This window comes from Streptomyces sp. AM6-12, assembly GCF_044327085.1.
Lineage (GTDB): Bacteria > Actinomycetota > Actinomycetes > Streptomycetales > Streptomycetaceae > Streptomyces.
Genome location: NZ_JBIQWN010000001.1, coordinates 1,222,460 through 1,246,298, shown reverse-complemented (window position 1 = coordinate 1,246,298; position 23,839 = coordinate 1,222,460). Strand labels below are relative to the sequence as shown.

The 23,839-nt window shown below is 73.6% G+C and carries 20 protein-coding genes; 13 read left to right on the top strand and 7 right to left on the bottom strand.

Features of this window, described 5'->3' with window-relative positions:
• The first annotated feature begins 160 nt into the window (after positions 1–160).
• Complete coding sequence (locus ACE4Q9_RS05635) at positions 161–781, top strand: adenylosuccinate lyase (protein ID WP_397983111.1); 621 nt, start codon at positions 161–163, stop codon at positions 779–781.
• Between the two features lie 155 nt (positions 782–936).
• Here ACE4Q9_RS05635 and ACE4Q9_RS05630 read toward each other — a convergent pair whose 3' ends face one another.
• The 5 genes from ACE4Q9_RS05630 to ACE4Q9_RS05610 form a co-directional block, all read right to left on the bottom strand.
• Positions 937–1,413 carry a hypothetical protein gene (locus ACE4Q9_RS05630; protein WP_397983110.1) on the bottom strand — a complete coding sequence of 159 codons (477 nt, stop codon included), beginning with the start codon at positions 1,411–1,413 and terminating at the stop codon, positions 937–939.
• Between the two features lie 162 nt (positions 1,414–1,575).
• Positions 1,576–2,643, bottom strand: coding sequence for a YihY/virulence factor BrkB family protein (locus tag ACE4Q9_RS05625; RefSeq protein WP_397983109.1), 1,068 nt, complete (start codon positions 2,641–2,643; stop codon positions 1,576–1,578).
• A 43-nt stretch (positions 2,644–2,686) separates the two neighbouring features.
• Positions 2,687–3,103, bottom strand: coding sequence for a RidA family protein (locus tag ACE4Q9_RS05620; RefSeq protein WP_397983108.1), 417 nt, complete (start codon positions 3,101–3,103; stop codon positions 2,687–2,689).
• A 57-nt stretch (positions 3,104–3,160) separates the two neighbouring features.
• Positions 3,161–4,714 carry an alpha/beta hydrolase gene (locus ACE4Q9_RS05615; RefSeq protein WP_397983107.1) on the bottom strand — a complete coding sequence of 518 codons (1,554 nt, stop codon included), beginning with the start codon at positions 4,712–4,714 and terminating at the stop codon, positions 3,161–3,163.
• 148 nt (positions 4,715–4,862) lie between these two features.
• Positions 4,863–5,909 (bottom strand): Rv2578c family radical SAM protein, encoded by a 1,047-nt coding sequence (locus ACE4Q9_RS05610; RefSeq protein ID WP_397983106.1) that lies wholly within the window; start codon positions 5,907–5,909, stop codon positions 4,863–4,865.
• Between the two features lie 150 nt (positions 5,910–6,059).
• On the opposite strand from ACE4Q9_RS05610, the gene ACE4Q9_RS05605 reads away from it, so the two are divergent.
• The 5 genes from ACE4Q9_RS05605 (at position 6,060) to ACE4Q9_RS05585 (ending at position 13,284) form a co-directional block, all read left to right on the top strand.
• Positions 6,060–6,503 carry an SRPBCC family protein gene (locus ACE4Q9_RS05605; RefSeq protein ID WP_397983105.1) on the top strand — a complete coding sequence of 148 codons (444 nt, stop codon included), beginning with the start codon at positions 6,060–6,062 and terminating at the stop codon, positions 6,501–6,503.
• Between the two features lie 171 nt (positions 6,504–6,674).
• Positions 6,675–9,131, top strand: coding sequence for an MFS transporter (locus ACE4Q9_RS05600; RefSeq protein ID WP_397983104.1), 2,457 nt, complete (start codon positions 6,675–6,677; stop codon positions 9,129–9,131).
• Positions 9,132–9,285: 154 nt separating this feature from the next.
• Positions 9,286–11,847 (top strand): SpoIIE family protein phosphatase, encoded by a 2,562-nt coding sequence (locus ACE4Q9_RS05595; RefSeq protein ID WP_397983103.1) that lies wholly within the window; start codon positions 9,286–9,288, stop codon positions 11,845–11,847.
• Positions 11,848–11,923: 76 nt separating this feature from the next.
• Complete coding sequence (locus tag ACE4Q9_RS05590) at positions 11,924–12,643, top strand: class I SAM-dependent methyltransferase (RefSeq protein WP_397983102.1); 720 nt, start codon at positions 11,924–11,926, stop codon at positions 12,641–12,643.
• A 104-nt stretch (positions 12,644–12,747) separates the two neighbouring features.
• Complete coding sequence (locus ACE4Q9_RS05585; RefSeq protein ID WP_397983101.1) at positions 12,748–13,284, top strand: MarR family winged helix-turn-helix transcriptional regulator; 537 nt, start codon at positions 12,748–12,750, stop codon at positions 13,282–13,284.
• A gap of 94 nt (positions 13,285–13,378) precedes the next feature.
• Here ACE4Q9_RS05585 and ACE4Q9_RS05580 read toward each other — a convergent pair whose 3' ends face one another.
• Positions 13,379–15,058, bottom strand: coding sequence for a chloride channel protein (locus tag ACE4Q9_RS05580; protein WP_397987131.1), 1,680 nt, complete (start codon positions 15,056–15,058; stop codon positions 13,379–13,381).
• A gap of 221 nt (positions 15,059–15,279) precedes the next feature.
• On the opposite strand from ACE4Q9_RS05580, the gene ACE4Q9_RS05575 reads away from it, so the two are divergent.
• From ACE4Q9_RS05575 to ACE4Q9_RS05550, 6 genes are all read left to right on the top strand, one after another.
• Positions 15,280–16,113, top strand: a complete 834-nt coding sequence (locus ACE4Q9_RS05575) for a M55 family metallopeptidase (protein WP_397983100.1) — start codon at positions 15,280–15,282, stop codon at positions 16,111–16,113.
• Positions 16,106–17,410, top strand: coding sequence for a M20/M25/M40 family metallo-hydrolase (locus ACE4Q9_RS05570; RefSeq protein ID WP_397983099.1), 1,305 nt, complete (start codon positions 16,106–16,108; stop codon positions 17,408–17,410). Before ACE4Q9_RS05575 ends, ACE4Q9_RS05570 begins: the two co-directional genes overlap by 8 nt.
• 5 nt (positions 17,411–17,415) lie before the next feature.
• Complete coding sequence (locus tag ACE4Q9_RS05565; protein ID WP_397983098.1) at positions 17,416–19,383, top strand: prolyl oligopeptidase family serine peptidase; 1,968 nt, start codon at positions 17,416–17,418, stop codon at positions 19,381–19,383.
• Positions 19,380–20,303 (top strand): LD-carboxypeptidase, encoded by a 924-nt coding sequence (locus ACE4Q9_RS05560; RefSeq protein ID WP_397983097.1) that lies wholly within the window; start codon positions 19,380–19,382, stop codon positions 20,301–20,303. Before ACE4Q9_RS05565 ends, ACE4Q9_RS05560 begins: the two co-directional genes overlap by 4 nt.
• A 30-nt stretch (positions 20,304–20,333) precedes the next feature.
• Positions 20,334–20,879 carry a GNAT family N-acetyltransferase gene (locus ACE4Q9_RS05555; protein ID WP_397983096.1) on the top strand — a complete coding sequence of 182 codons (546 nt, stop codon included), beginning with the start codon at positions 20,334–20,336 and terminating at the stop codon, positions 20,877–20,879.
• 91 nt (positions 20,880–20,970) lie between these two features.
• On the top strand, positions 20,971–22,944 hold the full coding sequence (locus ACE4Q9_RS05550; RefSeq protein WP_397983095.1) for a DUF5107 domain-containing protein: 1,974 nt from the start codon (positions 20,971–20,973) through the stop codon (positions 22,942–22,944).
• A gap of 4 nt (positions 22,945–22,948) precedes the next feature.
• Here the strand turns inward: ACE4Q9_RS05550 and ACE4Q9_RS05545 are convergent, their stop codons facing one another.
• Entirely contained in the window at positions 22,949–23,296 is a 348-nt protein-coding gene (locus ACE4Q9_RS05545; RefSeq protein WP_397983094.1) for a VOC family protein, read from the bottom strand.
• 81 nt (positions 23,297–23,377) lie between these two features.
• On the opposite strand from ACE4Q9_RS05545, the gene ACE4Q9_RS05540 reads away from it, so the two are divergent.
• Entirely contained in the window at positions 23,378–23,824 is a 447-nt protein-coding gene (locus tag ACE4Q9_RS05540; protein WP_397983093.1) for a phage holin family protein, read from the top strand.
• The last annotated feature ends 15 nt before the right edge of the window (positions 23,825–23,839 follow it).

Sequence of the window (23,839 nt, the reverse complement as noted above, 5' to 3'; positions counted from 1 at the left end):
GCCCGCGACGGCCGCGTCACCAGACCGTCGCCAGCGGAGTGCGAGAGGGTTGCTCGCTCGTCTGAGCTTAACCGGTGGGTAACGAGCGCGCCAGCCCCCTTCGGGTTCTTTGTGTGCCAGGTGACTCCCGTTGCCCCGGCGACATGCTTAACCTGAAGCCGTGGACGAAGAGTTGCGATCGCTCACGGAGCGCTTACGGCAGGAGTCGGGAGGCTCGGCGGCCTTCGACGCGCTGGCGGCGACCGAGGATCCGGACGAGCTGGCTGAGGTCCTCACCGCACCCGGACAGCCGCTGTGGGCGCGGGAGTTGGCCGCCTTTAGGCTCGGTCGCGCGGGCGACCGGCGGGCCTTCGAGTCCCTGGTGCTCCTGCTCAACCACCGCGACCCGCCGCGCTGCGCCGGCGCCGCGCACGCGCTGGCCCGGCTCGGCGACCCCCGCACCGCCCGCGCGGCCGCCGCCCTCGCCACCAACGAACTCCGCGTCGCCTACGCCCTGCACCCGGTGCGGCTGCTCGTCGCCCTGCGCGCCCCGGAGTCCGTGCCCGCGCTGATCACCACCCTGGAGCGCCGGCTGCGCCCGCACGATCCGTACCGGCGGGTCGCCCTCGCCTGCGTGGAGGGCCTCGGCGCCCTCGGCGACCCCCGCGCCCGGCGCGTCCTCACGGAGGCCCTCGCCCATCCGGCGCTCGCGGAGGCGGCGGTGCATGCGCTGGCACGGCTGCCGAAGGGGGAGGAGAAGGCGGGGGCGAGAAGCAGAGGGAGGGAGAAGCGGACGGGGTGACGGGCGGGCGGACGAACCGATCGGGTGTCGGCGGGCGGACCGAGTGAGGAGCGGGGGGCGGGTGTCGGCGGGCGGATCGGGCGACGGGCGGGCCGGGCGGTTCGGCGCCCGGCCCGCGGCTTGTCCGGCTTGCCGGCTGTGGCTGGACCCGCCGGTCAGGGCCAGTACGCCGTGCACACCCGGCGACCCGCGTGGTGTCCGCAGGCCTGGGCCTCCAGGTGCCAGCCCTTGCCGTGCACGTACTTGACCGCGCGGGTGTTCTGCTTGCCGCCCGAGTGCACGGTCGCCGAGCAGACACCGAAGTCCGCCCACGAGCCGTAGTCCACGTCCCACTCCAGCGCGACCGTGTCACCCTTGCTTGCGCCGGAGATCGCCGCCCACGCGTAGTACGGCGCGCCCTGCTTCGCGTTGCCGTACCGCACCGTGACCGTGGCACCGCCGATCCGCACGGTCGGCCCGGTGTGCCGGCGGCCGCTGGGGATCCGCGCGCTCGGATCGATGCTCGTACCGCACGAGGCCGCGGCGCCGGCCGGCCGCGCGGTCTGCGCCGCCGTCGCGGTCGCGGCCGACGCGGCGGCCAGCATCGCCACGCCGGCCATCGCGGCCACCACACCCCTGGACTTGATGATCATGCGGCTGCCCCCTCCTGCCGACTGCGTGGTGTCACCGACTGTTGACACACCGTGCGCACAGTGGCCTGAGCCTGAGGTTGACAGCAGTGCGGGAGCGTGGACAAGGAGCAGTGGGGGCACGTACCGCGCGCCGCCCCCGCGCATCCGGCGCGCGGGCGGCGATCAGCTGTCTTTCATATGGCGGACGTCGTCCTCGTCCCACTTCGCGGTGTCCCGCGGTTCGGCGTACGGCGCGTCGGACTCGGGCGGATGGCCGCCCGCGATGGCCCGTTGCCGTGCGGTCTCCGCGTCGAACTCCAGGCCCAGCAGGATCGCCAGATTGGTGATCCACAGCCAGATCAGGAAGATGATGACGCCCGCCATGGCGCCGTAGGTCTTGTTGTACGACGAGAAGTTCGCCACGTAGATCGCGAAGCCCGCGGAGGCGGCCATCCAGATGAGCAGCGCCAGGAAGCTGCCCGGAGTGATCCACCTGAAGCCCCTGACCTTGGCGTTCGGGCAGGCCCAGTACAGGAGGGCGATCATCAGGACGACCAGGACGACCAGCACCGGCCACTTGGCGATCGACCAGGCGGTCAGCGCCGCGTCCCCCATGTGCAGCGCCTGCCCGACGTGCCGGGCCAGGCCGCCGCTGAACACCACGATCACCGCGCAGACCAGCGCCAGCAGCATCAGCACCACGGTGACGCCGAGGCGCACCGGCAGCACCTTCCAGATCGGGCGGCCCTCCGGCACGTCGTAGACGGCGTTGGCGGTGCGGATGAAGGCGGCGACGTATCCGGACGCCGACCACAGCGCCAGGACGAGGCCCACGATCGCCAGGATCGAGCCCGTACCGGCGCTGTGCTGCAACTGCTGCACGGTCCGGGTGAGGATGTCCCGCGCCGAGCCGGGGGCGAGCTGCTTGATGCTGTTCAGCAGCCGGTCCGTGGTCGAACGGCCGGTGATGCCCAGCAGGGCCACCAGTACCAGCAGCGCGGGGAACAGGGCCAGCACCGAGTAGTAGGTCAGCGCCGCGGCCCGGTCGGTCAGCTCGTCCTTCTTGAACTCCTTCAGGCTCCCCTTGAACACCGCCACCCAGGCGGCCCTCGGCAACTTCGCGGGCGACCGCGGCGCCCTCTCCTCCACCTCCCGCCCCGGTCCGGCCTCCTCGGGGCTGGGCACCCGGTTCGTCCGCCCGGCGTCATCGCCGTGCTGGTTCCTGCGTCCTGGCAGATGCGGCTTGTCCATGGGGGGCGAGTACCCCGAGTCCACGCAAGCCGTACGACCGGAGTCAGACGGCGCCGGGCCCGCCCCCCGGGACCACCGCCAGCGCCTCGATCTCCATCAGGAAGTCCGGCGAGACCAGACCGGCCACCTGGATCGCGGAGGAAGCCGGGAGGCGGTCGTCGGGTATGTGAGCGGTGCGGGCCGCGCGGATGGCCGGCATGTGGGCCATGTCGGTGACGAAGTACGTCAGCTTCACCACGTGCTCGAAGCCCGCGCCCGCCGCGGCCAGACAGCGGCTCAGGTTCTCGAAGACCTGGCGGGCCTGGGCCGCGGGATCGCCGGGCCCGATCAGCCTGCCGTCCTCGTCCAGTGCCAGTTGGCCGGAGACGGCGACGAGCCGGCCCGTCGCGGTGACCACATGGCTGTACTGCGCCGCGGGCGCGACACCGGCGGGGGCGGCGATTCTCACGGGTTCGGTCATGATCCCCATCATGGACCACGCCACCGACAACCCCCGCCCCTGCGCCGGCTCCCGCTCTCAGCTCCGGAAACCCAGCAGGTCGTGCAGGATCGAGCCGGGGGAGGTCCGCGACGCCGCCTTCGAGGCGAGGGGAGCCGGGTCGGGGGACTTGGGGCAGACGGCGTCGGCCGGACCGGAGCCGTGCGGGACCGTGCCGTCGGCCAGGTACGCGGACAGGTAGCGGTCCAGGCACGCGTTGCCGCTCAGGGTGATCCCGTGGTTGCCGCCGCCCTGCTCGACCACCAGGCGGGAGCCCGCCAGCAGCCGGTGCACCGCGACGCCCCCGGCGTACGGCGTCGCCGCGTCGTCCGTCGCCTGGAAGAGGAGTGCGGGCGGCAGCTTGTCGTTGGCCACGCTCGGCTGCTGGGTGCGGCCCGTCGGCCAGAACATGCACGGCGCGTTGTACCAGACGTTGTTCCAGGCCATGAACGGCGACTTCGCGTACACCGCCCACGCGTCCTGCTTCCAGCGCGCCCAGTCGTGCGGCCAGGCGGTGTCCGAGCACTGCACGGCCGTGTACACGCTGTAGCCGTTGTCGCCGGAGGAGTCCACCCCGGCGAAGTCGTCGTACGCCGCCACCAGCGGCCCGGTCTTCTTGTCGTGGACGTAGGAGGCGAACGCCTCGGCGAGATAGGGCCAGTAGCCGTTGTAGTAGCCGCCCGGAATGAACGTGTCCTCCAGCTCGGCCGCGCCCACCTTCCCCCCGGCCGGCTTCTTCGCCAGGTCCGAGCGCATCGCGTACCAGGCGGCCTCGACCTTGGCGGGGTCCGTGCCGAGCCCGTACGCCGCGTCGTACTTGGCGATCCACGCCATCAGCGCGCGGTGCCGGTCGTCGAAGGCCCGCTCCTGGCCGATGTTGTCCGCGTACCAGACCCCGGTCGGATCGACGACCGAGTCCAGCACCAGCCTGCGGACCCGGTCGGGATGCAGCCTGGCGTACATCGCGCCGAGGTAGGTGCCGTACGAGTAGCCGAAGTAGCTGATCCGCGGCGCGCCGAGGGCCGCGCGGATGCTGTCCATGTCCTGCGCGGCGCTGACCGTGTCCATGTACGGCAGCACATCGCCGTACCGCTTGCCGCAGTCGGCGGCGAAGGTCCGCGCGCGCTCCAGGTTCGCCTGTTCGAGCGCGGGCGTGCCCGGCACGGTGTCCGGGCGCACCGGCTGGAAGTGGCCGGGGGCGCAGTCGAGCGCCGGGCTGCTGCGGCCGACCCCGCGCGGGTCGAAGCCGATCACGTCGTACCGCGCCGCCACGTCCTTCGGGAGCGCCGAGGCCACGAACCCGGCGAGCGTGAGCCCGCTGCCGCCGGGGCCGCCGGGGTTGACCAGCAGCGGGCCCTGGGAGGCCACCGCGGTGTGCGGGACGCGGGACAGGGCGAGCGTGATCTGCCGGCCCGCGGGGTTCGCGTGGTCCAGCGGCACCTTCAGGGAGGCGCACTGAAGCGTCGGGTAGTCGGCGGTGGCGCACTTCTTCCAGCTGAGCGGTGCGGGCGCGGCGGCCCGCGCCGGCGCTCCGGTGACCGAGCCCGCCAGGACGGCGGCGGCCGCGCACAGCACGGCTGCGCGTCTTCTCATGGGTCCTCCCGGGGGACGGAGAGGTCGAGCGGACCGCGCGATCGCGGTCCTCGCCGCATCGTCCCGATGCGGGGCCCCTGGAGAACGTGTCGGGCCGATAGTTGACCCTATTGCCCGCGCGAAGCGCTCGAACGCTCCTGACGGCGCCTCACATCAGGGTGAGCTGCGTCGGCTCGGCCGCCTCGGGCGCCGGCGCGGACCGGGCCGGGCGGATCCGGCGGGACGCGCCCGCGCGCGCGGGCCCGATGCCGTATTCCCGCGCCAGCTCGTGCACCTGACGGGTGATCCGGCGCTGGTACCAGGTCGGCGCGTACGACCCGCCGGCGTACATCCGCTCGTAGCGGCGCACCAGGTACGGGTGGTGCTCGGCGAGCCAGGCCATGAACCACTCCCGCGCGCCCGGCCGCAGATGCAGCACCAGCGGGGTCACCGAGGTCGCCCCGGCCGCCGCGATGGCCTCCACGGTCGCCCGCAGCTGCTCCGGACGGTCGCTCAGGAACGGGATCACCGGTGCCATGAGGACACCGCAGCCGATGCCGTGCTCACCGAAGGCGCGTACGACGTCGAGCCGCCGCTCGGGCGCGGGCGTGCCCGGTTCCACGGTGCGCCACAGGGCGGCGTCCAGGAAGCCGACCGAGACCGAGATGCCGACGTCGGTCACCTCGGCCGCCCGCACCAGCAGGTCCAGGTCGCGCAGGATGAGCGTGCCCTTGGTCAGGACGGAGAACGGGTTCGCGTGCTCGGTGAGGGCGGAGATGATGCCCGGCATGAGCCGGTAGCGGCCCTCGGCGCGCTGGTAGCAGTCGACGTTCGTGCCCATCGCCACGTGGTCGCCGCGCCAGCGGCCGGAGCCGAGCTGGCGGCGCAGCACCTCCGGGGCGTTCACCTTGACCACGATCTGGGTGTCGAAGCCGAGGCCCGTGTCCAGGTCCAGATAGCCGTGCGTCTTGCGCGCGAAGCAGTACACACACGCGTGCGAGCACCCCCGGTACGGGTTCACCGTCCATTCGAACGGCATCCGGGAGGCCCCCGGCACCCGGTTGAGCACCGAGCGCGCACGGACCTCGTGGAAGGTGATCCCGCGGAACTCGGGCGTGTCGAAGGTGCGGGTGGTCACGGCGTCCGCGCCGAACAGCGCGGCGTCCGGGGCCCGGCCGTGGTCGACGGGCTCGTCGGTGAGGTTGTCCCAGCGCATGAGCCCTCCTCCTCGGTAGCACTCGCCGCCACAATAGAACATCTGTTCCCATGATCGTGCGCGCCCGGACACGCCCCCCGATTTGGGCGGCCGGAACCCGAAGTGGTTGGCTTTTCCCAACCCCGAGCAATCAGGTCCTGGAGGAACGCAATGGCGCAGGTCGAGGCCACTACGGAGCGGGTCGTCGCGGCGGACGCGGAGAAGGTGCTCGACGCCCTCGCCGACTACCGCGGCACCCGGCGCAAGCTGCTGCCCGAGCAGTTCAGCGAGTACGAGGTGCGCGAGGGCGGCGACGGCGAGGGCACCCTCGTCCACTGGAAGCTCCAGGCCACCAGCAAGCGGGTGCGCGACTGCCTGCTGGAGGTGAGCGAGCCCACCGACGGCGAGCTGGTCGAGAAGGACCGCAACTCCTCCATGGTCACCACCTGGCGCGTCACCCCCGCCGGCGAGGGCCGCGCCCGCGTCGTCGTCACCAGCACCTGGAAGGGCGCCGGCGGCATCGGCGGCTTCTTCGAGCGGACCTTCGCCCCCAAGGGCCTCGGCCGCATCTACGACGCCGTGCTCGCCCGGCTCGCCGCCGAGGTCGAGAAGTAGCCCCAACCCGCGGACGGTGAAAGGAAGTTGCCTTTCTTCACCGGTTCGAGTGGAAGTCCCGCCCACCGGGAACCGCCCCGTAACTCACCGCTGTTGTTCGTAGTTGTCGCCTCGCGCGAGAAATCGCACGGGTTACGGCAGCCGCGATGACGGCGACGAGGGGAGCGGCACGTGGGCGGGACGACTCTGGTGGATCACGACACGCTCGTGCTGCTGCCCACCGCCCGGAAGGCGCCCGCCGAGGGCGCCTCGGCGGACCCCCCGGAGGACGGCGGCGCAGGGGACGGCGGGGCGGGCGGTCCCGGAGCGCCGGCTCCCGCCTCCGCGCTGAGCCCGCGCCGGGTGCGGCTGGTCTTCCTCGGGCTGATGCTGGCGATGCTGCTGGCCGCCCTCGACCAGATGATCGTCGCCACCGCGCTGCCCAAGGTGGTCGGCGAACTGCACGGCCTGGACCGGATGTCCTGGGCGATCACCGCCTACCTGCTGACCTCCACCATCGGCCTGCCGCTGTACGGCAAGCTCGGCGACCTCTTCGGCCGCAAGGGCGTGTTCCTGTTCGCCATCGCGGTCTTCGTCGCCGGCTCGGCGCTCGCCGGACGCGCCGGCAGCATGGACCAGCTGATCGCCTACCGCGCCCTCCAGGGCGTCGGCGCGGGCGGGCTCATGATCGGGGTGCAGGCGATCATCGCCGACATCGTGCCGCCCCGGCAGCGCGGCCGCTACATGGGCCTGATCGGCGCCGCGTTCGGCCTCGCCTCCGTCGCGGGCCCCCTGCTCGGCGGCTACTTCACCGACCACCTCTCCTGGCGCTGGTGCTTCTACGTCAACGTCCCCTTCGGACTGGTCACGTTCGCCGTGGTCGCCGCCGTCCTCAAGCTGCCGAGGCCCGAAACGCGCGGCCGCCTCGACGTGCTGGGCTCCCTGCTGCTCGCCGCCGCGTCGACCTGCCTGGTCCTGCTGACCAGTTGGGGCGGCACCGAGTACGCGTGGGGCTCCCGGCAGATCCTCGGTCTCGGCGCGGGCGCACTCGCCGCCACCGTCCTCTTCCTCGTCGCCGAGCGCTTCGCCGCCGAACCCCTCATCCCGCTGCGGCTGTTCCGGGACTCCGTCTTCAACGTCACGGGTCTGGTCGGACTCGTCGTCGGCGTCGCCCTGTTCGGCGCCGCCAGCTACCTGCCCACCTTCCTCCAGATGGTCGACGGGGCCAGCGCCACCGGCTCCGGGCTGCTGATGCTGCCCATGACGGCCGGCATCGTCGTGGCCTCCCTGCTCTCCGGCCAGCTCATCAGCCACACCGGGCGCTACAAGCTCTACCCCGTGCTCGGCAGCGCCGTCTCCGTCGTCGGCATGTGGCTGCTGTCCCGCCTGGACGCCGGCACCTCCCGGCTGGAGTACAGCGTCTGGATGGCCGTACTGGGCGCGGGTATCGGCCTGGTGATGCCCGTCCTCGTCCTCGCCGTGCAGAACTCGGCGCGCCCCGCCGACCTCGGCACCGCCACCAGCGCCAACAACTACTTCCGGCAGATCGGCGGCAGCGTCGGCGCCGCCGTCTTCGGCACCCTCTTCGCGAACCGGCTCGGTCACGCCCTGCGCCGGGAGCTGCCCCCGCGCACCGGCGCCCGGCTGCCCGACCCCGAGTCCCTCACGCCGGGGCTCGTCCACGCGCTGCCCCCGGCCCTGCGCGACGCCTACATCCGCGCGTACGCCGACGCCATGCCCCGGATCTTCCTGTACCTGGTCCCGGTGCTCGTCCTCGGCCTCCTCATCGCCTTCTTCCTCAAGGAGAAACCCCTGGTGTCCCACCACGCCACCGACTCCGACCCCGACAGCGCCAACCCCTCGGTCCCGCACGCCCGTTCACCGTACGCCGCCGGACTCCCCGTCTGCGGCACCGTGCAGCACCCCGACGGCACCGTGGTGCCCCGCGCCGCGCTCACCCTCATCGACGTCACCGGACAGCAGATCGGCCGGGGCGCGAGCGGCGACGACGGGCGGTACGCGCTGAGCACGCCCGGCTCCGGGTCGTACGTCCTGATCGCCGCCGCCGGGGGGCACCAGCCGCAGGCCGTCTCCGTCACCGTGGGCGAGCGGCCCGTGGAACTCGACGTCGTCCTCGGCGGCGCCGGACGCCTCGCGGGCAGCGTGCTCACCGCCGACGGCAGCCCGGTGCGGGACGCCACCGTCACGCTCACCAACGTGCACGGCGAGGTCGTCGCCACCACCCGCAGCGGCCGCGAGGGCGGCTACGTCATCACCGAGCTGGTCGCCGGCGAGTACACCCTCGCCGCCAGTGCCCCCGCCTTCCGCCCGGCCGCCCTTCCGGTCAGTGTGCAGGCGTCCCGCGAGACCCGGCAGGACGTCGAGCTCGCGGGCGGCGCCGTGCTGCGGGGCGTCGTACGGGCGAGCGGGGGACGGCCCGTGGAGGACGCGCGGGTCACCCTGCTGGATGCCGCGGGCAATGTCGTGGACACCCTCACCACCGGGGCGGACGGCGCCTTCCGGTTCGTGGACCTGTCCTCCGGCGAGTACACGGTCATCGCCGCGGGCTACCCGCCGGTCGCCACGGTCCTCCAGGTCGCGGGCGGCGGCCGGACGGAGCGGGACCTCCAGCTCGGGCACGAGGACTGAGGCGGCGCCCCGCCGGGCGCCGGGGCCGCGGGCCGGTGCGATCATGTGAAACCAATTCCCGGATTGCCACACATCGCCACCGGCCGCCGCCGTACCGTAGTGGTCGGCGGCACAGATCGTTTGCGAACAGCCGTGGGGAGAAGGGGCCTGGGCCATGGACCGTGGCAGCGAGCGGGACACGACTCCCGCGCGCGGCGCCGGCGACACCGACGCGGGCCGGATTCCGCTTGCCGTGATCGTCGTGGACCGCACCGGCCTGGTGTCCCACTGGAGCAGCGGGGCGCGGCGGCTGTTCGGCGTCGGCCGGGAGGAGGCCGTCGGCCGCCCCGCAGGCGATCTGCTGCCGGTCTCCGGCGCCCTCCCCGACCACCTCCAGGGCGGCGCCATGCCGGACGCGTACGAGGCGTACGACCCGGAGCACGACGGCGGCGCGCAGTACGGCGGTCCGGGCGGCGACGAGCCGGGACCGGGCCCCGACCTGGAGGCGTCCCTCGGCGGCCAGACCTCCTTCCCCACGGCCGGCCGCGCCCACCTCTCGGTGTGCCGGGACCCGGACGCCGATCCGGGTGCGGACGGCGAGCGAGTCGATGTGCTGTGGTGGGCCTACCCGTTGGTCGGCCCCGGTCCCGCCCGGCTGCTGGTGCTCGCCGCCGACGCCACCCGGCTGCGCGAGGAGCGCGGTGACGAGGACGAGACCGCCGAACGCATCGCGCCCGGCTTCGCCCGCCACACCGAACTGCCCGCCTTCGACGAACTCGAACGGCGGCTGCCGGAGATCCTGCCCAACATGGGCCCCGGCCTCAGCGGCCGCATCGTCTCCCAGGTCCTCGAACTCGGCTACCCGGTCCTGGAGTTCAGCCAGTTCGAGCGGGTGCCGGTGACCCCGTACTGGGGCGTGCCCCGCCGACTCGGCCGCGACCGGGCCGAGGCCGCCGGCAGCCGGGTACCGCGGCAGCGCACGCCCGCCGTGACCGCCGTACCGGCGGCCGCCGAACGGGACCTGGAGTACGCCGCCGTCCGCGAGCGCCTCGAATTCCTCAACGAGGTCAGCTCCCGCATCGGCTCCTCCCTCGACCTCGGCGAGACCATCCGCGAGGTCACCAGCGCCGCCGTGCCCCGCTTCGCCGACTTCGCCGGCACCCATCTGCGCGCGGCCGTCCTCGCGGGCGAGGGCTTCCCGGACGGCCCGCCCGACGCCAGCACCGTGATGTTCCGCGTCTGGGTCGAGCACAACGACGAACCGGGCCGCTGGGACGACACCGTGCCGGTCGGCGAGGCCTTCGCCTTCCCCGAACACACCCCGTTCTACCGGTGCATGGTCACCGGAGACCCGGTCCTCATCCCGGAGGTCACCGAGGAGCTGTCCGAGCGCATCTCCGGACAGTTCGAGAAGCGCGACCTCAGACCGCTCATCGGCGGGCGCTCGCTGCTGATCGTGCCGCTCAAGGCGCGCAATGTCGTCCTCGGCTTCATGGTGCTGATGCGCCGCCCCGACCGGCCCGCGTTCGACGACATGGACCGCACCACCGGCGCCGAACTCGCCGCCCGCGCCGGGCTCGTGCTCGACAACGCGCGCATGTACACGTACCAGGAGAACGTCGCCGACACCCTCCAGGACAGCATGCTCCCGCAGGTCACCCCGCGGATGGCCGGCTGCGACGTGGCCACCCGCTACCTTCCGGGCACCCTGCTCGGACGGATCGGCGGCGACTGGTTCGACACCATCAAGCTGCCCGGCTCGCGCACCGCCCTCGTCGTCGGCGACGTCATGGGCCACGGCCTCAACTCGGCCGCGATGATGGGCCAGTTGCGCACCGCCGTCCAGACCATGGCCGCGATGGAGACCCCGCCCGCCCAGCTCCTGCGCAACCTGGACGACCTGGCCCGCCGGCTCGGCGACACCTACCTCGCCACCTGTCTGTACGCGGTCTACGACCCGATCCGCGGCGAGGTCACCCTCGCCAACGCCGGACACATCCCGCCGGTGGTGGTGCGCGCCGAGGACGGCGGCAGCGAACTGCTCGACCTGCCCACCGGGGCGCCCATCGGCGTCGGCGGAGTCCCGTTCGAGGCGGCCCGGATCAAGGTCTCACCCGGCGACCGGCTGGTGCTGTGCACCGACGGGCTGGTCGAGGTGCGCGGCTCGGACATCGGCGAGGGCCTCGCCGCGCTCTGCGAGTCCGCCGCGCACCCCGCCGCCTCCATGGACGACGCCTGCGACACCATCATCCGCGCCCTCAACACCCGCGGCGGACGCAAGGACGACGTCGCCCTGCTCATGGCCCGGCTCAACGGCATCCCCGCCGAACACGTCGCCGAGTGGCGGCTCGACAACGACCCCCGCGAGGTGGGCCGGGCCCGCCGCCTGGTCCGCGAGCAACTCCTCGCCTGGGGGCTGCCGGGGCCCGTGGAGACCGCGGAACTGCTGGTGAGCGAGGTCGTCACCAACGCCGTACGGCATGCCGAGGGCGACCGGATCGGGCTGCGGGTGGTGCGCACCGACGCGCTGCTGTTCGAGGTCACCGACGACGAGCCCACCCTGCCCGCGATGATCGCCGCCGGTCCCCGCGACGAGTACGGACGCGGGCTGCGCGTGGTCAGCAGGCTCGCCCGCGAATGGGGCGCGAGCGCCACCGGGCACCGCAAGACGGTCTGGTTCGAACAGCCGGTCACGGGCAGCGACCGAATCGGCGAGGAGCGTCGGTACGTCCGGTGAAGGTGGCCGCCCGCCCCTTGCCCGCACCCCGCTCCGCGCGATATCCCGATCACGGCAACCGATCGTGGGAGAGCGCATGAACGTTTCGGACAACTACCGTGCCAACTGGGAGAGTTACTGGAGCGAGACCTCCGACGCTCCGGGCGAGGCGATCTGGGACTCCGATCCCTCGCTGACCGCCGAACCGCACTCCGCGCTGCTCCTGCCGCACGCGGACCCGGCCCGCCCCATAGTCGACCTCGGCTGCGGCAACGGCACCCAGACCCGCTACCTGGCCAGCCGGTTCGCCCGCGCCATCGGCGTGGACCTCTCGCACGCGGCCGTCGAACACGCCCGGCGCGCCGCCGGGGACGCGCCCGTGGAGTTCGAACAGCTCGATCTGACCGACGGCGACGCGGTGAAGGCCCTGCACGACCGGCTCGGCGACTGCAACGTCTACATGCGGGCCGTCATCCACCAGAGCGAGCCCGCCGCCCGGCCCGCCGTCGCCGTCGCCGTCGCCACGCTCATCGGCAGCGCGGGCCGCGCCTTCGTCGTGGAGCTGACCCCCGCCTCCCGCGACGTCCTGGGGCGGGCCGCCGCCGAGCCGTCCGGGCCGCCGCCCAAGCTCCAGCGCGTCTTCCACCACCGCCTCAAGCCCGCCGACGCCGACGAGGGCGAGGTCCCGCGCCTGCTCGGCGAGGCCGGACTGACCGTCCTCGCCGAGGGCGACACCGTCCTGCCGCAGACCGAACACCTCACCGACGGCACCCGTATCGACCTGCCGGCCCGCTGGTTCGTGCTCGCGGGACGGTAGCCGGACGCCGGTGCGCGGTGCGGGGCGGCCGGTGGCGCCGTCCCGCACCGGTCCCGGCTGGGCTCTCGTGGAGCGTGGTGGCCCGCACGCGGTAGAAAGGACCCATGCCGGAACGAAAGACCCCCGCGGGCGCCTTGGACGATGTCGACGCGGTCACCAGGGCCGTGCTGACCGCATCCCGTCTGCTGGTGGCCGTGTCCGCCCGCTCCCTCGCCGCGGTGGAGGAGCGGGTGACCCTCGCCCAGTTCCGGATGCTCGTGGTGCTGGCGACGCGGGGGACGACCAAGCTGGTGGCGCTCGCCGAACTCCTCCAGGTGGCGCCCTCGACTGCGATGCGCATGGTCGACCGGCTCATCGCCGCCGGACTCGCGGACCGGCAGCCCAACCCGGACAACCGGCGCGAGACCCTGCTGCGGGCGACCGACGAGGGCCGGCGCATCGTGGCGGACGTGACGGCCGGTCGCCGCGCCGAGATCGCCGCCATCGTGGCCCGGCTCCGCCCCACCGAGCGGCTGGCCCTCGTCGAGGCCCTCGACGCGTTCAACGAGGCCGGCGGCGAGCCCCCGGCCCCCGGCGCGGACGACCCCGAACCGCACCCGCTGGGCTGGATCGTGGACGGATCGCTGGCCCACGAGGTCTGAGCCCCCGGCCTCCCGTGTCCCTTGCATGATGCAAAGAAGCGGGACGGGGCTCGGGGTTCAGCCTGTCGCGTACGGCGCGCAGGCCGCCCGGCGCTCAGCCCGTCGCATGCACCGCCCGCAACACGCCCTGATGGCTGAGCCAGCCCACCGGGCTGCCCCGCTCCGCGTCGAGCACCGGCACCCCGCTCCCGGCCGCGGAGAGCAGGGTGTGCAGGGCCTGGGCGAGCGGCTGGTCGGCGGTCACCGGCGCGGGTGGCTCGGCGAGCGGACCCACGGTGGCCGGTGCCGCGTCCGGCTGTTCGGCCAGGGCCTCGGCGACCGCCCGCGCGGTGACGACACCGACGTACGCCCCGCCGTCGTCGACCACCGGCAGCGCGCCGTGGCCCGAGCGGCCGAGCAGCTCGGCGGCGTCGGCCAGTGGGGTGGCCGCGGGCAGGGGTGCGGGCAGTGGCTCCATGACGGTGCCGACGTGCTGGGCGCCGATCGGCGCGCCGGGGGCGGGGCCCTGGAGGTCGATGCCGCGGCGGCGCAGCTTGAGGGTGTAGACGGTGTCCCGGCACAGCAGCCTGCTGGTGACGGTGGCCAGCACGACGGCCAGCATCAGGGGCAGGATGATCGAGTACTCGCCGGTCAGCTCGAAGAGGATGACCACGGCGGTGATCGGCGCCCGTGCCGCGCCGGCGAACACCGCGCCCATGCCGACCAGCGCGTACGCTCCCACGGCGCCGGCCGAGCCGGGCAGCAGGTGGTGGACGCCGATGCCGTACGCGGAGCCGAGCATCGCGCCGATGAACAGGCTCGGCGCAAAGACGCCGCCCGAGCCGCCGATACCGATGGTGAGGCTGGTCGCCAGCATCTTCCCGGCGATGAGCATCAGCAGGAAGCCCGCCGCGTAGCCGCCCTCGGTCGCCTTCTGGAGGACCGGGTAGCCGACGCCGTACATCTGGGGCAGGGCCAGCAGCACCAGGCCGAGCGCGAGGCCGCCGACCGCCGGACGCAGCCACTCCGGGCCCCGCCACAGCCAGTCGCAGGCGTCCTCGACCAGGTAGAGGAAGCGGGTGAAGCCCACGCCGACGGCGGCCGCGACGATCCCGAGCAGGGCGAACAGGCCGTACTGGGGGAGGTGGCCGACGTGGAAGTCCGGCAGGTTCAGGAAGGCGTTGTCGCCGAACGCGGCCCGTCCGATCACGCTCGCGGTGACGCTGGCCAGGACGGTCGCGCCGAACGCCTCGGCGGTGAAGGTGCCGAGGATCAGCTCCATGGCGAAGAAGACACCGGCCAGGGGCGCGTTGAAGGTGGCCGCGATGCCGCCCGCGGCGCCGCAGGCGACCAGCAGCTTCATCCGGCCCTCGGTCGACCGGGTCAGCCGGCCGAGGGTGGAGCCGAGCGCCGAGCCGATCTGGACGATGGGACCCTCGCGGCCCACCGAGCCGCCGGAGCCGATGGTGAGTGCCGAGGCCAGCGTCTTGACGACGGCGACCTTCGGACTGATCCGCCCGCCGCGCTGGGCGACGGCCAGCATGACCTCGGGCACGCCGTGCCCGCGCGCCTCCTTGGCGAACCGGTTGACCAGGGGGCCGTAGAGCAGCCCGCCGACGACCGGGGCGAGGAGCACGAAGTACGGGCCGAGCCAGGGCACGTGCGGGTTGTCCGCGCCGGGGGAGGCGGCGTAGTCGGCGTGGCCGGACAGCAGCCGGGTGAACGTCTGGATGCACCAGCGGAAGACGATCGAGCCCACGCCCGCCCCGGCGCCCACGACCACGGCCAGGACCAGGACGATCCAGGCGCCGTGCGGTGGACCTGCCTGCCCCGGTGCGGGCGCCCGGCCCCGTGCCGCCTCGCCCGGCCCGCGCTTTGTCTCCTTTGCCACCGATATGGCACTCATTGATTCTCCTCCCTCACTTTTGCATTATGCAAAACGTGTGGGGGGTGCCGCCACGGCGCCTCCCCGGCTTTGGTGGTCCGGGGACCCCGCAGCGCGTAACGTGACGCTCCATGAAGATCCTCATCAGTGCCGACATGGAGGGGGCCACGGGCGTCACCTGGCCGGCGGACGTGCTGCCGGGGACGCCGCAGTGGGAGCGGTGCCGGGGGATGTTCACCTCGGACGTGAACGCCGCCGTACAGGGCTTCTTCGACGGCGGCGCCGACGAGGTGCTCGTCAACGAGGCCCACTGGACCATGCGCAATCTGCTGCTGGAACAGCTGGACGAGCGGGTGGAGATGCTCACCGGGCGGCACAAGGAGCTGTCCATGGTGGAGGGCGTCCAGCACGGCGACGTGGACGGCATCGCCTTCGTCGGCTACCACGCGGGCGCCGGGATGGACGGCGTGCTCGCCCACACCTACCTCGCCAACCAGATCACCGGCGTCTGGCTGAACGACGTACGCGCCAGCGAGGGCCTGCTCAACGCGCACGTCGTCGCCGAGTACGGCGTCCCCGTCGTCCTCGTCACGGGCGACGACGTGGCCTGCGAGGACGCGCTCGGCTACGCGCCCGAGGCGCTGAAGGTCGCCGTCAAGGACCATGTGTCGCGGTACGCGGCCGTGTGCCGCACCCCGGCCCGCACCGCCGCCGGCATCCGCGCCGCCGCCAAGGAGGCCGCGCGGCTCGCCGTGCGCCACGCGCCCGTGGAGGCGGGGCCGTTCACCGTCGCCGTGGAGTTCGACGCCGAGCACCTGGCGATGGCCGCGACCGTGGTGCCGGGGGTCGCGCGCATCGGCGAGCGGAAGGTGGCGTACACCAGCGCCACCATGTACGAGGGCATCCGGACGTTCAAGGCGGTCACCACGATCGTCTCCAACGCCGTGGAGGAGCAGTATGGCTGACGCGCAAGCCCTCGACGAGGTCGTGGAGTTCACCTCGGGGCTGATCCGGATCGACACCACCAACCGGGGCGGCGGCGACTGCCGGGAGCGGCCCGCCGCCGAGTACGCGGCCGAGCGGCTGGCCGGCGCCGGCCTCGAACCGCTGCTGCTGGAGCGCACCGGGGGCCGTACCAATGTGGTCGCCCGGATCGAGGGCACCGATCCGGGGGCCGACGCCCTGCTGGTCCACGGTCATCTCGACGTGGTGCCCGCGGAGGCCGCCGACTGGAGCGTGCACCCCTTCTCCGGGGAGGTCCGCGACGGGGTGGTGTGGGGGCGCGGTGCCGTCGACATGAAGAACATGGACGCGATGATCCTCGCCGTCGTCCGCTCCTGGGCCCGCTCGGGGGTGCGGCCCCGCCGCGACCTGGTCATCGCGTTCACCGCCGACGAGGAGGCCAGCGCCGAGGACGGCTCCGGCTTCCTCGCCGACGAGCACGCCGAGCTGTTCGAGGGCTGCACCGAGGGCATCAGTGAGTCCGGCGCCTTCACCTTCCACGACGGCGCCGGGCGGCAGATCTACCCGATCGCGGCCGGGGAACGCGGCACCGGCTGGCTCAAGCTGACCGCCCGCGGCCGCGCCGGGCACGGCTCGAAGGTGAACAAGGAGAACGCGGTGACCCGGCTCGCCGCCGCCGTCACCCGCATCGGCGAGCACGAGTGGCCGCTGCGGCTCACCCCGACCGTGCGCGCCGCGCTCACCGAACTCGCCGCGCTGTACGGCATCGACGCCGACTTCGGCGATGTCGACCGGCTGCTGGAGAAGCTGGGCCCGGCCGCCAGGCTGGTCGAGGCGACCGTCCGCAACAGCGCCAACCCGACCATGCTGGAAGCCGGTTACAAGGTGAACGTGATCCCCGGTGAGGCCGTCGCCCATGTCGACGGACGCTATCTGCCCGGCGGCGAGGAGGAGTTCGCCGCCACCCTCGACCGGCTCACCGGCCCGGACGTCGACTGGGAGTTCGCGCACCACGAGGTCGCCCTCCAGGCACCGGTGGACGTGCCGCTGTTCGCGCGGATGCGGGACGCCGTACGGGAGTTCGCGCCCGAGGGTCACGTCGTGCCGTACTGCATGTCGGGCGGTACCGACGCCAAGCAGTTCTCCCGGCTCGGCATCACCGGCTACGGTTTCGCCCCGCTGAAGCTGCCCGAAGGCCTCGACTACCAGGCGCTGTTCCACGGCGTGGACGAACGCGTGCCCGTCGAGGCGCTGCACTTCGGTGTCCGCGTCCTCGACCGCTTCCTGCGCACGGCCTAGACGACATGGGGGAGGACAACATGCTCACGGCGCCCTACGGCACCTGGCCGTCACCCATCGACGCGGCACTCGCCGCCGCCCACGACGGCCGCCCGGACTGGGTGGGCTACGTCGGGGACGAGACCTGGTGGACCGAACCCCGTCCCGGCGAGGGCGGCCGCCGCGCGCTGATGCGGCGCCGCGCCGACGGCACCGAGGAGTCGCTGCTGCCCGCGCCGTGGAACGTGCGCAGCCGCGTCATCGAATACGGCGGCCGGCCCTGGACCGCCGGGACGCAAGGCGGCACGCCCCTCGTGGTGTTCGCCCACTTCGCCGACCAGCGGCTCTACCGGTACGAGCCCGGCGTCGAGCCCCGCCCGCTCACCCCCCTCTCCCCGGTCGGCGGCGGACTGCGCTGGGCCGAGCCGTGCCTCGACCTCGAACGGGGCGAAGTGTGGTGCGTGCTGGAGGAGTTCACCGGCGACGACCCCGGCGACGTGCGGCGCGTCCTCGCGGCCGTACCGCTGGACGGCTCGGCCGCCGGGGACCGCGGTGCGGTGCGCGAACTCACCGCGGAACGGCACCGGTTCGTCACCGGACCCCGGCTCTCCCCGGACGGCCGGCGCGCCGCCTGGCTCGCCTGGGACCATCCGCGGATGCCCTGGGAGGGCACCGAACTGCTGGTCGCCGACGTCGGCGAGGACGGCACCCTGCACGGCGCGCACACCGTCGCCGGGGGCCCCGACGAGGCCGTCGCACAGGTGGAATGGGCCCCGGACGGCAGACTCCTGTACTCCAGCGACCGTGGCGGCTGGTGGAACCTCTACCGCGACGGCGTCCCGCTGTGCACCCGCGAGGAGGAGTTCGGCGGCCCGCTGTGGCAGCTTGGTCTGCGCTGGTTCGCGCCGCTGGACAGCGGCCTGATCGCGGTCGTGCACGGCAAGGGCTCGACCCTGCTCGGCATCCTCGACCCGGAGACCGGGGAGATCGTGGACGCCGCCGGGCCGTGGACCGAGTTCGCCCCGAGCCTCGCCGTGCACGGCGGCCGGATCGCCGTCGTCGGCGCCAGCCCGCGCACCGCCTACGAGGTGGTCGAGCTGGACACCACCACCGGTCGCGCCCGCGCCGTCGGCGCCCGCCACCGGGACCCGGTGGACCCCGCCTACTACCCCGAGCCGCAGATCCGCGTCTTCACCGGACCCGACGGCCGCGAGGTGCACGCCCACATCTACCCGCCGCACCACCCCGAGCACACCGCGCCCGACGGGGAGTTGCCGCCGTACGTCATCTGGGCGCACGGCGGCCCCACCAGCAGGGTGCCGCTCGTCCTCGACCTGGAGATCGCCTACTTCACCTCGCGGGGCATCGGCGTCGCCGAGGTCAACTACGGCGGCTCCACCGGGTACGGCCGCGCCTACCGCGAGCGGCTGCGCGAGCAGTGGGGCGTGGTCGACGTGGAGGACTGCGCGGCCGTCGCCCGCGCGCTGGCCGAGGAGGGCACCGCGGACCCGGGCCGGCTCGCGATCCGGGGCGGCAGCGCGGGCGGCTGGACCACCGCGGCCTCCCTCACCACCACCGGCGTCTACGCCTGCGGCACCATCCTCTACCCCATCCTGGATCTGACCGGTTGGGGCTCCGGCGGCACCCACGACTTCGAGTCGCGCTACCTGGATTCCCTGATCGGGCCGTTCACCGACGTGCCGACCCGCTACACCGAGCGCTCGCCGGCCAGCCACGCCGACCGGCTCACCGTGCCGTTCCTGATGCTCCAGGGCCTGGACGACGTGATCTGTCCGCCCGTGCAGTGCGAGGAATTCCTCGCCCGCCTCCAGGGCAAGGGCGTCCCGCACGCCTACCTCACCTTCGAGGGGGAGGGGCACGGGTTCCGCAGGGCGGACACCATGATCCGCGCGCTGGAGGCCGAACTCTCCCTCTACGCACAGGTGTTCAAACTGGACGTGCCCGGCCTGCCCCGGCTGGAGCTGCACCGGTGAACCCCCTCGTCCGCCCGCCGCGGCTGGCACCGGGCGCCCGCGTGGCCGTCGTCGCCCCCAGCGGGCCCGTGCCCGAGGAACGCGTCCAGGCGGGCCTCGACGTACTGCGCGGCTGGGACCTCGACCCGGTCGTCATGCCCCATGTCCTCTCCCGACACGGCGGGTTGGGCTATCTGGCGGGCAGCGACGCGGAGCGGGCCGCGGATCTCCAGCGGGCCTGGTGCGATCCGTCGGTGGCCGCGGTGCTGTGCGCCCGCGGCGGCTACGGCGCCCAGCGCATGGTCGACCTGCTCGACTGGGAGGCGATGCGCGCGGCCGGACCGAAGGTCTTCGCCGGGTTCAGCGACATCACCCATCTGCACCAGGCGTTCGCCGCCCGCCTGGGCCTGGTCACGCTGTACGGGCCGGTGGCCGCCGGGATCGACTTCATCAAGAGCGCGCGGGCGCAGGACCACCTCAGGGCCACGCTGTTCGCGCCCGAGACGGTACGCACCATCGCCACGACCGGAACCCCGCTGGTGCCCGGCCGGGCCCACGGGGTGACTCTCGGCGGCTACCTCGGCGGGCTCGCCGCCGACCTCGGCACCCCGTTCGCCCCGGCCGGTGCGCGCGGCGGGCTGCTGATGATCGAGGACGTGACCGAACAGCCGTACCGCATCGACCGGTTGCTCACCCAGCTGCTGCGCTCCGGGTGGCTCGACGGGGTCGCCGGGATCGGGCTCGGCTCCTGGGAGCGCTGCGGCCCGTACGAGGAGGTGCGCGCCGTCCTCGCGGACCGGCTCGGCGGACTCGGCGTGCCGGTCCTCCAGGAGATGGGGTTCGGGCACTGCGAGGGCGCGCTGACCATCCCGTTCGGGGTGCGGGCGGAACTGGACGCGGACGCGGGGACGCTGACGCTGGCGGAGCCCGCGCTGCGCTGATCCCCCGTGCGGGACGCGTAAAGTGGCCGGATGCCGCACACCACGTCCCGCTACCTCGCCGAAGGCCCCCGCGTGGGCATCCGCCCCTTCACCCTGGCGGACGGACCCGAGTTCACCGCGCGCACCCGCGAGAGCAAGGACCTGCACCGGCCGTGGCTGTTCCCGCCGGACACCGAGGACGCCTACGCCGACTACGCCGGGCGGCTGATCGAGGACCCGGCGAGGGCCGGCTTCCTGGTGTGCGAGCGCGACAGCGGAGACATCGCCGGGTTCATCAACATCAACAACATCGTCCGGGGCGGCTTCCGCTGCGGCGCCCTCGGCTACGGCGCGTTCGCGCACGCCGCCGGGCGGGGCCTGATGCGCGAGGGCCTGGAACTGGTGATCGGCCACGCCTTCGGACCGCTCGGACTGCACCGCCTGGAGATCAACGTCCAGCCGGAGAACAGCGCCTCGATCGCGCTGGCCCGGAGCGCCGGGTTCCGCCTGGAGGGCTTCTCGCCGAAGATGATCTACGTCGACGGGGACTGGCGGGACCACGAACGCTGGGCGCTCACCGCCGAGATGCGCGCCTGACCTCGCACGCCCCGCCGCGTCGGGGCCCCGGCGCCCTTTGCGCAATCTAGACCGGCAGCTCCCCTGGCCGAGTCATCGCCCGCCGGGTTCCATGGTCGTCGTGACAAGGATCCGACGTGAGGTACTGACCCTGCCCGCCGCCGAGTTGGGCCCGGACAACCCGCTGCCCGCGCTGCGCCCGCTCGACGAGGTCCACCGCCTCGACGACCGCGACCTCGACGGCATACCCCGCGACATGGCGCGCGGGCTCGGCTGCGCTCCGCTGCGCAGCCTGCTGCCGGTCCGCCTCCGCGACGGCTACGACAGAACCCGCGCACCCCGCCCGCTCGACGCCCTGGTGATCGAGAACGACCGGCTGCGCGCCACCGTCCTGCCCGGACTCGGCGGCCGTGTCGCCTCCCTCGTCCACCTGCCGACCGGCCGCGAACTCCTCTACCGCAACCCGGTGTTCCAGCCCGCCGACTTCGCCCTCAACGGCGCCTGGTACTCCGGCGGCATCGAGTGGAACATCGGCGCCACCGGCCACACCACCCTCTCCTGCGCACCCCTGCACGCCGCCCGCGTCCCCGCCCCCGACGGCGGGCAGATGCTGCGCCTGTGGGAGTGGGAGCGGCTGCGCGACCTGCCCTTCCAGGTCGACCTGTGGCTGCCGGACGGCTCCGACTTCCTCTACGCCGGCGTGCGCGTCCGCAACCCGCACCAGCACCCGGTGCCCACGTACTGGTGGTCCAACATCGCGGTACCCGAGGAGGTCCGCGTCCTCGCCCCGGCCGGGGAGGCCTGGCACTTCGGCTACGAGCGGCGGCTGCGCCGGGTGGCCGTCCCGTCGTACGACGGCATCGACCGCACGTACCCGCTCAACAGCCCTTACGCCGCCGACTACTTCTACGACGTGCCCGACGGCCGGCGCCGCTGGATCGCCGCGCTGGACGCGGACGGGCACGGGCTGGTGCAGACCTCCACCGACGCGCTGCGCGGCCGCAAGCTGTTCGTCTGGGGCAGCGGGACCGGCGGCCGCCGCTGGCAGCAGTGGCTCACCGAGCCCGGCACCGGCGGCTACTGCGAGATCCAGGCGGGCCTCGCCCGCACCCAGCTGGAGCACGTCCGGCTGGACGCGGAGAGCGAGGTGAGCTGGCTGGAGGCGTACGGCCCGCTCGACACCGAGCCCGCGGGGGAGTGGCACGGCGCCGTCCGGCGGGCCGGGGAACGGCTGGAGTCGGTGCTGCCCCGCGCCCGCGTCGAGGAGGCGTACGCGCTGTGGCGGCCCGCCGCCGACACCGAACCCGGCGAGGTCCTCGCCACCGGCTCCGGCTGGGGCGCGCTCGAAGTGCTGCGCGCCGGCTGGAAGCTGCCCGGCACCCCCTTCCCCGAGTCCACGCTCGGCCAGGACCAGGCACCCTGGCGTCAGTTGCTGCGCACCGGCAGCCTGCCCGCCCCACCCGGCCCGTGGCCGGGCACCGACACGCTGGTCGCCCCGCACTGGCGGGAACTGCTGGAGACCGCGCCCGCCACCTGGCACACCGAGTACCACCTCGGCATCGCCCAGTGGCACGCGGGCGACCGCGCCCAGGCCGTGCGCAGCTGGGAACGTGCCCTGCCGCACGCGCCCGCGCGCTGGCCGCTGCTGCGCGCCCTCGCCGTCGCCGACGCGGACGACGGCCACCACGAGCGGGCCGCCGACCGGTACGCCGACGCCTTCGCCGACCTGTGCGCCGCCGGGTGCCCCGAGGACGGCGGCCGGGACGCGGACCGCACCGCCGTGCTGGCGGCCCTCGGCCGCGAGGCGCTCGAAGCGCTGCTGCGGGCCGGGCGGACGGCGGCCGCCCGCGCCGTCTGGGAGCGGTTGCCGCCTCCCGTCCGGCAGCGCGGCCGATTCCGGCTGCTGGAGGCGGAGTTGCTGCTCGCGGAGGGCCGGCGGGACGCGGCGCGGGCCGTGTTCGACGCCGGGTTCGAGGTCGCCGACCTGCGGGAGGGCTCCCGCGCGCTCGACCGGGTGTGGGACCGGCTCACCGGCGAACCCCTGCCCGCCCGCTACGACTTCCGGATGCGCCCCGACCTGGCCTGAGCCCTCAGCCGTGCTGGTCCACGTACTCGAAGATCGACCCGTCCGGGTGCATCGCGAGCATGTTGCGGCCCGCCGGTGTCGGCACCGGCTCGACCAGGATGCGGGCGCCGAGGCCGGTCAGCAGTTCCTGTGCCTCGCCCACGTCCTTGACGGCGATGGTCGCGGTGACCTTCCGCAGGATGTCCAGCTCCGCCTCTGGACCGCTCATCAGCAGGAAGGAGCCGATCGCGGCGACCCGCACCCCGCCGCGTTCGAAACGCTGCGCGGTGCCACCGGCCAGCCGCTCGTAGAAGGGGATCGCGGTCTCGATGTCGGCAACGCAGATACGCAGCGAGGCGCCCATAATCTCCATACGGACGAGCCTAGTTGGGACCAGGGCCCGCGCGCAGGTTCCCCGGAGTTACTCGAGATGCGCACAGGGTACCCGCGTACCATGAACCGTTCACAGCCTTTGGATCATCTGGAACATCTCGACAAGGAGCTGGTCGAGGAGCTGGCTCAGGTGGCCCGCGTGACGGTACGGGAGGAGCTGCGCGAGCAGACCCGCAAGCAGCGCCGTACCGCCGTGCTCTACGGCGCGTCGGGCGCCGCCGCCCTGTACGCGGGCGGCGCGGTCGTCGTCGCCGTCGGCTTGGCCCTTGCGACCGGGCTGCCCGGCTGGGCGGCCGCGCTGATCACCGGGGCGCTGCTGGCCGCGGTGGCGTACGCGCTGCGGGCCGGCGCCCACTCCGCGTCCTCCGGACACCAGCCGCACCCGCCGCACCATGTGATCGGCGGCACCCCGCCGGCCGCCCCGCCGGGCGGCCTCGGCCTGCCGTACCCGCCGCTCCCCGACAACCCGCCGGAGCCCCCGGCTGGCCTGGACGACCCGCGCCGGTGACCGGGGCGGGGCGCC